Genomic DNA, 11,628 nt, shown 5'->3' on the forward strand with positions numbered 1-11,628 from the left:
GGATTACATCATTACTACGTCAAACTGCTCTTGGGTATACAAAGGCTCGGATTTCACCTTTACTTGCTTACCAATAAAGACTTCGAGCTCTGCAACTAAGTGGGAGTCCTCTTCCACCAAAGCTTCCACCACTGCCGGCGAGGCATATACCACAAATTTATCGGCATCATAGGCACGGTTCACTCGAGTGATTTCTCTGAGCACTTCATAGCAGACGGTTTCTACCGTTTTCACCGAGCCTCGGCCTTCACACGTTGGACACTCACCACACAGCACATGTTCAATACTTTCGCGCGTACGTTTGCGGGTCATTTCCACTAAGCCGAGTTGGGTAAAGCCATTAATGTTGGTTTTTACCCGATCATGGCTTAACGCTTGTTCCAGCGAGTGCAACACGCGGCGGCGGTGTTCGTCGGTACTCATATCGATAAAATCGATGATGATAATACCGCCCAAATTGCGCAGGCGTAGCTGGCGAGCAATGGCTCGTGTCGCTTCGACATTAGTATTAAAGATAGTCTCATCAAGGTTACGGCGCCCCACAAAGGCCCCGGTATTGATATCAATGGTGGTCATGGCCTCGGTTTGATCAATGATCAAATAGCCCCCCGACTTCAACTCCACCTTACGTTCCAGCGAGCGCTGGATTTCGTTTTCGGTGTCGTACATATCAAAAATCGGTTGCTGACCATCGTAGTAAGCAAGCTTGCCGGCAAGTTCGGGGACAAATTCTGAGGTGAATTCTTCCAACGTATCATATGCTTGGCGAGAATCGACCCGAATCAAATCCAGCTCGGTGCCAACAAAATCACGCACAATGCGCTGCGCTAATGCCAACTCGCCATAGAGCATGGATTTCGATTTATACCGTGCGCGCCGCTCTAAGACCTTCTTCCACAACCGTTTTAGAAACGCTGCATCTTGCGCCATTTCTTTATCCGTCGCGCCTTCTGCCGCGGTGCGGATAATAAAGCCGCCCAGCTCATCGCAATAGTCACTGACAATACGTTTTAAGCGACTGCGCTCCTCTTCACTTTCGATGCGCTGTGACACGCCAACATGCGACGCGCCCGGCATAAAGACCAGATACCGCGACGGCAAAGTAATGTCAGTGGTCAGGCGAGCGCCTTTGGTGCCCAAGGGGTCTTTGACCACCTGCACCACAATGTCTTGTCCTTGGCGTACCAATTCAGAAATATCGCGCACTTGAAATTGCTGTTTTTCATTTTCAGAGACACACTCAGTGTGCGGCACGATATCCGAGGCGTGCAAAAAAGCCGCTTTATCTAAGCCAATATCGACAAAGGCTGCCTGCATCCCAGGCAAGACACGACTCACTTTCCCTTTGTAGATATTGCCTACGATGCCGCGCTTCGCTTCTCGCTCAATATGGATTTCTTGAAGGTTGCCACCTTCTATCATCGCCACCCGCGTTTCGCTAGGTGTGACATTGATTAACAGTTCCGCACTCATGGTTTCCCCGACATCTCAAAAAGGGGCCTGACGGTTGTTCAGGCCATAAATTGCTTGAGCAGCTGCTCGGTTTCATACAATGGCAAACCAACGACCGCGTGATAACTGCCGTCGATACGGGTAACAAACTTGCCGCCAAGGCCTTGAATGGCGTAGCCGCCCGCTTTATCTATAGGTTCTTTCGATTGCCAGTACGCGCGAATATCGTCATCGGTCAACTCACGAAACCACACCCGTGTTGTTACCACAGTGGTCACTTGCTTCATCGCATTGGCAACGGTCACCGCCGTCATCACTTGATGCTCACGGCCAGATAGCTGTTTGAGCATACGCGCCCCATCCGCTTCATCGCGCGGTTTTTCCAATACCTGCTCGCCATCGACGACGATCGTATCGGCGCCTAATACAGGTAAATGACCACCGGTTTTTGCGACTCCCGCACGGGCTTTGTCTTGTGATAAACGAGACACATAAGCATAAGGCGATTCACCGGCTYTCTGCTGTTCTTCAACATCCACCACTACCCGCGAAAAGCTGATGCCCATATCGGTCAACAACGCTTGGCGTCGCGGTGAGCCTGACGCCAGATATAAATCAATGCTCATGAAATCCCTCTAACGAATTGCAAAACGACGACGCACCCGGCGGAGCAGTAAGAAAAGCCAAGGCCACAGTATAAAGTTAAGCACACCTGCCCAGAGCTGCTCTGGATTAAACTGTACRTCAGAGACGAGGTACTCCGCCYAGAACTCGATCAACTTTCCCGCGAGGGTTAACAGCGACAGTAGCAATGCTTGTTGCCAGTAAGACATGTTGCGCAAAAGTTGAAAGTTGAGCGCGACAAGATAGACCAAGATCGCCATCATTAAACCGCGCACCCCTAATGTTGACCCTAACATCAGGTCCCACAGCAAGCCCAGCACGAGTGCCGTGCCGACATTGACCCGGTGCGGCAAAGCCAACACCCAGTAGAAGGTCACCAGCAACACCCACGAAGGTCGAAAAGGTGCGAGTTCGCCAGGCCAAGGCGCAGCTTGTAAGATAAGCGCAGCAATAAAAGTCAGCCAAATCACCAGATGGCCGCGAAATATTGAATTTGCCACTATTGCGACTCTCCTTTTTCGTTAGATGCCACGGCATCCTCGGGTTGAGAGCCTGCTTGTTCGCTGTCTTGCTCGGGATCCGCTTGCTCAGGCGTCGGCCACACCAACAGCAAATACCGTAGGCGATCAAATTTCACCGCCGGCGTTGCCTTGACCTGAGCAAATGGCCGTTTGTTATCAAACGAAAACTCCGTCACCGTGCCCACCGGATAACCTTCCGGAAAAACGCCGCCCAACCCCGACGTGACCAGCTTGTCACCGACCTTAATATCGGTACTGCTCGGAATGTTGTCCAAGCCGATGTACGCTGTCGAACCCCGTCCGGAGGCAATCACTCGAATGTCATTGCGCATTACCTGAACAGGAATTGCGTGGGTAGGATCGGTTAATAACAGCACCCGACTGTTGTGCGCGCCCACATAGGCAATTTGCCCCACCACACCGTGCTCATTGATCACCGGTTGGCCTTCGTAAACACCATTGGTGCGCCCTTTATCCAGCATCACTTGATGTTTATAGGGATCGGAGTCGACCGCCATGACCTCAGCGACCATTTTTCGCTCATCGCGAACAAACGGCGAGCCGAGTAACTCCCGTAAGCGTTGGTTTTCGCGCTCTGTTTGCGCTAACAACAACTGATCACTTTCAAGGCGCAATACTTGCGTACGCAGCGCCTCATTTTCGGCTACTAGGCGTCGGTGAGATTGAAACTGCGTCACCAACGCATCTAGCGTGTCCCTTGGAACGTTCGACGCATATTGCAGCGGTGCAACCAGTGTATTGAGGAAATAGCGAACGCCAGCAAAGGCGTCAAGACGACTATCAGCCAGCATAAGGCTGACTGATAGTAAGAGAGCGAAAAACAGGCGTAGTTGCAGAGACGGACCTCTGCCAAACATAGGTTTCATGATGAAAACAACCTGTTTGCTGGCACGATCACCTTAGTCTTCGCTAAAGAGGTCGCCGCCGTGCATGTCAATCATTTCAAGCGCTTTACCGCCACCGCGTGCCACGCAGGTCAATGGATCTTCTGCCACCACTACAGGGATGCCAGTTTCTTCCGTCAGCAAACGGTCCAAATCACGCAGCAGCGCACCACCGCCTGTGATCACCATACCGCGCTCAGAGATGTCAGAGGCCAGCTCAGGTGGACATTGTTCTAGCGCGACCATCACGGCTGAAACAATTCCGGTCAGCGGCTCTTGCAGCGCTTCAAGAATTTCATTCGAGTTCAGAGTAAAGCTACGCGGCACCCCTTCAGCGAGGTTACGACCACGCACTTCAATCTCACGCACTTCATCGCCCGGATACGCCGAGCCAATTTCGTGCTTGATGCGCTCTGCCGTCGCTTCACCAATCAAGCTACCGTAGTTACGGCGCACGTAGTTGATGATGGATTCGTCAAAGCGGTCACCACCGATACGTACTGATGAAGAGTACACCACACCATTTAGCGAGATCACAGCCACTTCAGTGGTACCACCGCCGATATCGATCACCATCGAACCTGTGGCTTCTGAGACCGGCAGACCTGCACCGATCGCCGCTGCCATTGGCTCGTCAATCAAATACACTTCACGAGCGCCCGCACCGAGTGCTGACTCACGAATCGCACGGCGTTCAACTTGGGTCGAACCACAAGGGACAGCGACCAGCACACGCGGGCTTGGGCGCATATAACTGTGATCGTGTACCGATTTGATAAAGTGCTGCAGCATTTTCTCAGTCACGTAAAAGTCGGCAATCACACCATCTTTCATCGGGCGAATGGCCGCAATGTTTCCAGGCGTACGACCCAGCATTTGTTTGGCGTCGTGACCCACAGCAGCCACACTTTTTGGCGAGCCCGCTCTGTCTTGGCGAATGGCAACGACAGAAGGCTCATCAAGAACAATGCCTTGTCCTTTTACGTAAATCAGCGTATTGGCGGTTCCCAAGTCAATCGATAGATCGTTGGAAAACATCCCGCGAAGTTTCTTAAACATGATGGTCGGTTAATCCTGCAAGCTGTGAAATCAGACAAATTGAGCTAAATGTATCAACGCGCACGGTAAGCGGCAAGATACGGCGCTGTAAACCTGAATGAGATCTGAGTTTTTTTTCATTGCGCTGTCATTTTGATGATTTTTTCATCGAAAAACATGCCAGCTTCCTATTTTGTCCACTTTGCTATTGCGACATCGGTGCCTCTTGGCAAGAGGGACCGATGACTAATTCGGTCTTCGCATGCTGTGTCGGCGTTGCTTCATAGTAACTGAGGTAACACGACGGTGCGGGATTATCATGATACACCCACACATAATCGACACCGGCTTGGCTGTCATGCGGCTTTGGCAGCCAGCGCTCTTCTTCTTTGAGCACACCAATCAATTGCGGTAAGTCACTGGCTACTGGATACCCAAATTGCACGTCAATGGTGGCGCCTTCGACCGTTAAAGTCCCGCGAGGCTGATCCGCGATATTCGAGGCTTGCGCTTGTTCATAGGTCTGCACCATCACATTATCAATGGCACTTTTTAGCCCTTTTAACGCCGTCACGTTCGCATCCGCCTCATAATCGTAGAATTTGGGCACCGCAACAACCACAAGCAAACCTAAGGTACACAACAGAAGAATAAATTCGAGCCATGTTCGCCCTGCCTGTTGCTGCTTGCGATTCACTTGATTCTCCTCTGTTGTCATCGTTTCCCCCAGCGGCGGCGTTTCTTTTGCGCAGGATGAGGTGACATTTCCGCACCAAGTAAGCGCCCTTGTCCCCCCACGACGCCCAGCTCTTTGACCACCTGCCACTCTAGGTCCGTTTCCACACCTACTGCCAAGACGTCGGTGGTAGTGGCTTCACACGCCCCCAGCATACTGCGTAAGTACAATTGGTTTTCAGGGCGCTGATGAATATTACGCACTAAGCTACGATGTAACTTAATATACGCTGGCTGAATATCTTTTACATAGTGAGTACTCACTACTGTTCGACCAGCTTGGTCGACCACGAGTCGGCACCCTAACGCGGCTATCATTCTCAAACAAGGGCGCGCCGCGTCAAATTGCGCCACTAAGGCACCTTCAGACACTTCCACCAACAAACGATTGAGGATACTTCGGGGTGTTTGCAATAWCGCATCACGCAACCAAATCACAAATTCGCGTTGGCAAAGTGAGTGAACACTTACATTTATAGCATAATTGTCGATATGATCAGCGGTTTTTAACCACCACAGCGCACGGCTCACCGTCGCTTTATCAAACACCACATCCATACCGACCAACTCTACCCCGGGCCAGAAGCGAGAGGCTTTTAACACCTTGCCATTTTCGTCTTTGATCCGGCCTAAAAGTTCATAGTGAAGACGGGTTTTGCCATCCCGCGCATAGACAGGTTGGCGATACAGCATCGGTCCTTCCCCCGCCATCACCGATTCCAACAGCGTACGCCAGCGCACACTGCCGCGTTTGTCTAAGCGGCGAATGTCTTTGTCAAATTGCGACCAGCCACTATGCCCTTCCAGTTGGGCCGCTCGCAGCGCACGCTCGGCTTCATCCATCAAACGACCTCGACGCTCTCCCGCCCCAAATGAGGTCATGCCCATATGGAACCAGTTGTCGGCATCCAGTGTGTCCGGCGGGCTCAGTTTGTTGAGGGCGTTGGTAAGTTGAGACAAAAAGGGATGGACTTCTTCCCCTGCTTGATTAACCAACAGAATGGCGAAATCCGAGGCAAAATAGCGAGCCAATACGGCATCAGGAAAGCGCTGGATCGCATTCGATAACACACTGCCCATGCCTTGAATCAGCGCATCAGCGCCTTCTTGCCCCTGCTGTTCAAGCAAGTCTTCCCAATCGGCGACACGCACTAAAATCAAGCTACCTTGGCTCGCATCATCGCTGGCTAACGTGTGCAAGCGGTTATCAAACATGACTCGGTTCGCCGCTCCAGTAAGCTGATCAAGGAAGGTATTAGTGCGAATAAAGGTATCAAAGCGACTTCGCTCTTGGCGGGCTTCTTTCAATTCCTCGATTAATTGCGTCAATGCGGCACTGGCAGGGATCGGCCACTCGTGAGCATCGCCATGTTGCGCTTCATCAAGCCTGCCAGCTAAGATTAAGCGCCCTCGCTGCTCCAAGACCTCACTGCCATAAAGCTGGCGGCGTAACCATTGGATCCCCCACGCCAAGCCCAGCACAATCACCAAAATGGCCGCGGAAAGTGACGACAGCGGCCCAATGGAGTAGGCAAACTCCGCATACGGGGGCACAAAGGTCAGCTTCACAGCAAAGCCGGGGTTATTCGCCAGCGGAATGTCTCGGGTAATCGCTTGTTGCGTGGTCGGGGCTTGATAATGAATTTGCTCGTACTGATAAAGGATGCCCGCATCGGAGTAGATGGTCAGCGAGGTGACATCACTCGCCTTGAGCATTTTAGGCAGCCAACGTGAAAAATACTGGTTGTCCCGTTGCTCGGTGGCCATTTCCTGATCGATCACCTCCACCATGCCATCCACATAGTGTGAGATAAAATCGATACCTAATTGACGAAAGCTAATTGCTCCACCGATAAATAAGACAAAAATGGCACACACCACAATCAGGGTGACAAACGCCACTAATCGATTGGTAAGCTTCATGCCGCTAACTTTGATGGCGTTGGCTGTTCTTTCCATGATTCTCTGCTGATTCAGGTCGCCTTGATGGTCGAGTAGTCGGTATTATCAGGCTTGGTTATCATAATGTGAATGCCTGTCTGACGATTGGTTATCACCTTTTCCACTATTAAGAGGTTTCATGGACTGGATTACCTGCACACAAAGCTTTATCTGTGTGGTTGAACAAGGCTCTTTGGCACAAGCCGCCACCAAGTTACACACCTCAAGTTCTGCACTGTCAAAGCGGTTAAGCTGGCTTGAGAGCCAACTGGGCGTGCAGCTGTTAAAGCGCACCACCCGAAGCCTGTCCATGACCGATGCTGGCGATCTGTTTTATCAACGCGCCAAAGCGTGGGTGGACGATTGGCAACAGCTGGTCAGCGAGACCGCATCCACGTTTGGCGAAGTCAGTGGCATCCTGCGTATCGGTGCGCCATTGGTGACAGGGAACCGCTTTTTGGTCAACTTTATTGCTGAGTTTCTTGAGATCTATCCGAAAATCAAAGTCGAACTGACTACGCTGACCCCCGGCCAATTACCCGATCTGAATTTAGATGTGGTGATCAGCCGAGAGCTCGACTACTTCAACTCAGCCAGCTACATCGCGGCCAAGCTATTTGATTTTCAGCCCGGTTTTTTCGCCGCTCCTAGTTACCTAGCTCGCCACGCGCCGATTACCTCACCAACGCAACTGACCGAGCACAACGTCTTGCTATATGGCAATTCACACCAACCTCAAGAACGTGTTTTTGAGGACGGAACGCGCTTGCAGTTATCTGGCAACTTTGTCTCTCCCAACCCTGAAGCGCTAGTAAGCGCGGCTGTGATCGGGATGGGGATCATTCTTGGCGGCGCTGGCACCGTCCAAAAAGAGCTCGATCAAGGGTTACTGGTCCCCGTTTTGCCGACGCTGAAACAGCCCCGCACATCTGCCTATGCCTACTATCCAAAGTTGGACTACAACCATACTAAGACCAAATTATTTATCGATTTTATCAAGCAAAAAGTTAAGAACTTGTATATTTAAGGGAATATCACGACTTAAAAAGCGATAGCGCATGCGCGGCTTTGCGCGATTTTGGAAAAAGTATTTTATTTTTTGTCTATATATCGATAACAACTGCCGCGCTAAGGTAAGGGTCTTTACTCACCTCACAAAACGGACGCGAGATCCATGTCTTACTACAATCCTAACTATCCCGACACACCGGCACTCAAACGTGCGGCCAAAAAGCGTATTCCCGCCTTTGCCTTTGATTATTTATGTGGTGGATGCCACGACGAAATCGGTCTCGCTCATAATTTTGATCGCTTTAAAGACGTCAAGCTACAGTCTGATCTCTTGGCTCCCACCCCTGAGATTGATTTGTCCGTTGAGCTCTTTGGCCACCGCTATGCCGCGCCCTTTGGCATTGCGCCTGTAGGCTTACAAGGTTTGATGTGGCCTAAAGCGCCTGAAATCCTTGCCAAAGCCGCACTGGAAGCCAATGTGCCCTACGTACTTAGCACAGTATCGTCGGCAAGTCTTGAAACCATTGCCGACATTTCTGAGGGCACCGCGTGGTATCAGCTCTATAACCCAACCGATGCTAAGATCCGCGAAGATCTGATGGGCCGCATTAAGCGTGCAGGCTACAAGGTTCTCCTCGTCACCGTCGATGTACCAACCTTTGGTTATCGCCCTCGTGACATCAAAAACGGCTTAGCCATGCCACCCAAAATGAACCTACGCAATATTGCACAAATGATGCAATGTCCAAGCTGGTGTTGGCATACCTTGCTGGCGGGGGTACCGGAAATGCAAACCCTCAAACCCTACATGCCGAAGAATATGCCCACCAGCGAGTTGGCAAACTTTATGAACAATACCGTGATGGGTGCAGTGGATTTTGAAAGCCTGAAAGTGATCCGTGACAACTGGGATGGCCCCTTGATTCTCAAAGGACTGGTCAATCCTGAAGACGTCGCTCAGGCCGTTGCCCTAGGTGCTGATGGGGTGGTGCTATCCAACCATGGAGGCCGTCAGTTAGATATCGGCGAATCGCCGCTCGATACCATTCGCACTATCGACAAGGCCTATGGGGATAAAATTAAGCTGTTGCTAGACAGCGGCGTACAAAGCGGTGGCAACGTTGCGCAGGCGATGGCCATGGGAGCCGACTTTACCTTGCTGGGCCGTACCTTTGTTTATGCGTGCGGCGCCGTGGGGCATCATGGTGGCGAGCACGCGATTGAAATGCTCAAACAGCAAATGACGCAAGTCATGGGGCAGTTAAAGTGTCCAACGCCGACACAACTGCCACATTTCCTCAAAGCCGGCCCCGGTGTTTAAGTTCATCAGATAAAGAAAAGCCCCGTCACAACGGGGCTTATCGCTTTTCGAGTAAACCGTTTTTTAGAACGGAATATCGTCGTCAAAGTCAGGCAGATCGTTATACTGCTGCTGAGGTTGCGATTGCGGCTGAGATTGCGGCGCGGCTTGCTGCTGAGGCGGCTGCTGGTTGAAGTTGTTTTGTGGCTGTTGAGGCTGACCCCATCCACCTTGCTGCTGCGACTGCTGCATCGGCTGACCTTGGCCTGGTCCGGCACGGCCACCAAGCATTTGCATGCTGCCGTTAAAGCCTTGTACCACTACTTCTGTTGAGTAGCGGTCTTGACCACTTTGATCTTGCCATTTGCGTGTTTGTAACTGACCTTCAATATAAACTTGCGAGCCCTTACGCAAATACTCGCCAGCCACTTCTGCGGTCTTACCAAACAGGACCACGCGATGCCATTCGGTTTTTTCACGCATCTCGCCAGTGCTCTTGTCGCGCCATGACTCCGAGGTCGCTAGGCTCAAGTTCGCCACTGCACCACCGTTCGGGAGATAACGGATTTCCGGATCATTGCCCAAATTACCAATCAAGATGACTTTGTTTATGCCACGGCTGGCCATAGGTGACTCCCACTCTTGTTACGCGCGAAAACATTTTCGCCTACTGGATAAATAAACACGAAGTCTAGCACGAGCGCCCAAGAGGTTCGATGCTTTTCCACGCGATCTGGTTCCAGATTCTGTATTCACGCTACGAACCTAAGAATGGYCATACGCTTACATATACGTAGACAACAAAAATAGTTTAGACTGAATAAAGTCCCCGCGTGAGCGCCTCTCTGCGCTGAATTATGCAATAATACGCACATCGGTGAGCACGCTTTACGTCAGATAAGTAGGAACTTTATGAGCAAGGCAGAAACCACGTCCGATTCTTACACACTGCTTCTCATCTCTCAGCCCAGCATGTCTGTCTCTGCATTGATCGCGTGTTTAGAAAAAGAAATCCGCGGCACCGTCGAACTCGTGAGCCCAGATACCATTCACGAAAAGCTCACCGAACGTTCTGGGTTGGTCCTGATTGATTTAAGTGCCTTCGACGACACCGCCACCGAGCGTCTTAAACATGCACTCACACCGTATGCCGATCAGCATGTGTTTGCTCTCCTCAATGCCCATGATCTTACCGCGAAGGAATTGGCAAGCTGGCCCTTTATTAAAGGGGTATTTAAGAAAGACGATGAGTTAAGCCATCTGTGCTACGGCATCGAAAAGATGTTCTCGGGAGAATATTGGCTCCCCCGCCACAAAATGGCGGCGCTGATTCACTACTATCAGCAGCATTACCAACAAACTATCGATGAGCAAGCCATTGTGCTCACCAACCGCGAGCAAGAAATCTTACGGCATCTGGTCACAGGCGCGTCGAATCAAGATATTGCCAATGCGCTTGCGGTCAGCGAACACACGGTTAAATCGCATTTATATAATGTTTTCAAAAAGATAAATGTAAAAAATCGCGTACAAGCTGTTTTTTGGGCGAAAAACAACTTATCGTTAATCGGATCGGTCGGGCTCGAACTCGGTCCTGACAGTTACGATGATTAATCGCGAATACATCCTCCCGATCCCAACGGCGCACTCGCGCCGTTTTTGCAATAAGGAAGTCGCAAATGGCCTTTGATGTTTTTAATGGCGATGCCGACGGGCTAACCGCACTGGTACAGTGGCGCCTCGCTTATCCTCAAAACACCACCCTCATCACTGGTGTGAAGCGGGATATTGCGTTGTTGCAACACGTCCCAGTTGAGACCGAACAGGTCAATGTGTTTGATATCTCGATGGCAAAAAATCGTCCTGCCTTAGAGGCCTTATTGCAGGCGGGTGCCAGCGTTTTTTATGCAGACCACCATGACAGTGGGCCGCTTCCGACCTCGCCCTTGTTAGATGCGCACATTCATACTGCATCGAATACCTGTACCGCACTGAATATTGACGCCCTCCTGGGTGGCCAATATCGTCATTAGGCGCTCGTGGGCGCTTATGATGACAACCTGAACCGCAGTGCTGACGCGCTAGTGAAGCAAAGCGAGAT

At 51.2% G+C, this 11,628-nt stretch carries 12 protein-coding genes; 4 read left to right on the forward strand and 8 right to left on the reverse strand.

Annotated features, from left to right (window positions below):
• Positions 1 to 3: 3 nt before the first annotated feature.
• From rng to csrD, 7 genes are all read right to left on the reverse strand, one after another.
• Positions 4 to 1,473 carry a ribonuclease G gene (gene rng, locus BZG83_RS04130; protein WP_069588168.1) on the reverse strand — a complete coding sequence of 490 codons (1,470 nt, stop codon included), beginning with the start codon at positions 1,471 to 1,473 and terminating at the stop codon, positions 4 to 6.
• Positions 1,474 to 1,511: 38 nt separating this feature from the next.
• Positions 1,512 to 2,078, reverse strand: coding sequence for a Maf family protein (locus BZG83_RS04135; protein WP_077479473.1), 567 nt, complete (start codon positions 2,076 to 2,078; stop codon positions 1,512 to 1,514).
• Positions 2,079 to 2,087: 9 nt separating this feature from the next.
• Positions 2,088 to 2,576, reverse strand: coding sequence for a rod shape-determining protein MreD (mreD, locus tag BZG83_RS04140; protein ID WP_077479474.1), 489 nt, complete (start codon positions 2,574 to 2,576; stop codon positions 2,088 to 2,090).
• The gene (mreC, locus tag BZG83_RS04145) at positions 2,576 to 3,484 is read right to left on the reverse strand and encodes a rod shape-determining protein MreC (RefSeq protein ID WP_069588174.1); all 909 of its coding nucleotides are present in this window, start codon (positions 3,482 to 3,484) and stop codon (positions 2,576 to 2,578) included. Before mreC ends, mreD begins: the two co-directional genes overlap by 1 nt.
• A 33-nt stretch (positions 3,485 to 3,517) precedes the next feature.
• Entirely contained in the window at positions 3,518 to 4,561 is a 1,044-nt protein-coding gene (locus tag BZG83_RS04150; protein ID WP_069588176.1) for a rod shape-determining protein, read from the reverse strand.
• 184 nt (positions 4,562 to 4,745) lie between these two features.
• Positions 4,746 to 5,258, reverse strand: coding sequence for a hypothetical protein (locus BZG83_RS04155; RefSeq protein ID WP_077479475.1), 513 nt, complete (start codon positions 5,256 to 5,258; stop codon positions 4,746 to 4,748).
• Positions 5,255 to 7,234, reverse strand: coding sequence for an RNase E specificity factor CsrD (gene csrD, locus BZG83_RS04160; protein WP_077479476.1), 1,980 nt, complete (start codon positions 7,232 to 7,234; stop codon positions 5,255 to 5,257). The genes BZG83_RS04155 and csrD overlap by 4 nt, the downstream gene beginning before the upstream one ends.
• Before the next feature lie 121 nt (positions 7,235 to 7,355).
• Here csrD and BZG83_RS04165 point away from each other — a divergent pair, with 121 nt between their 5' ends.
• Positions 7,356 to 8,243, forward strand: a complete 888-nt coding sequence (locus BZG83_RS04165; RefSeq protein ID WP_077479477.1) for a LysR family transcriptional regulator — start codon at positions 7,356 to 7,358, stop codon at positions 8,241 to 8,243.
• 147 nt (positions 8,244 to 8,390) lie between these two features.
• Positions 8,391 to 9,548, forward strand: a complete 1,158-nt coding sequence (locus tag BZG83_RS04170; RefSeq protein WP_077479478.1) for an alpha-hydroxy acid oxidase — start codon at positions 8,391 to 8,393, stop codon at positions 9,546 to 9,548.
• Positions 9,549 to 9,611: 63 nt separating this feature from the next.
• Here the strand turns inward: BZG83_RS04170 and BZG83_RS04175 are convergent, their stop codons facing one another.
• Positions 9,612 to 10,154, reverse strand: a complete 543-nt coding sequence (locus BZG83_RS04175; protein WP_069588185.1) for a single-stranded DNA-binding protein — start codon at positions 10,152 to 10,154, stop codon at positions 9,612 to 9,614.
• Between the two features lie 285 nt (positions 10,155 to 10,439).
• Here BZG83_RS04175 and BZG83_RS04180 point away from each other — a divergent pair, with 285 nt between their 5' ends.
• Together BZG83_RS04180 and BZG83_RS04185 are read left to right on the forward strand one after the other, a co-directional pair.
• Positions 10,440 to 11,141: a LuxR C-terminal-related transcriptional regulator gene (locus tag BZG83_RS04180; protein WP_077479479.1), complete on the forward strand. Its 702-nt coding sequence runs from the start codon at positions 10,440 to 10,442 to the stop codon at positions 11,139 to 11,141.
• A gap of 65 nt (positions 11,142 to 11,206) precedes the next feature.
• The gene (locus BZG83_RS04185) at positions 11,207 to 11,560 is read left to right on the forward strand and encodes a hypothetical protein (protein ID WP_077479480.1); all 354 of its coding nucleotides are present in this window, start codon (positions 11,207 to 11,209) and stop codon (positions 11,558 to 11,560) included.
• The last annotated feature ends 68 nt before the right edge of the window (positions 11,561 to 11,628 follow it).

The organism is Salinivibrio sp. PR919 (genome assembly GCF_001995355.1).
GTDB lineage: Bacteria > Pseudomonadota > Gammaproteobacteria > Enterobacterales > Vibrionaceae > Salinivibrio > Salinivibrio proteolyticus.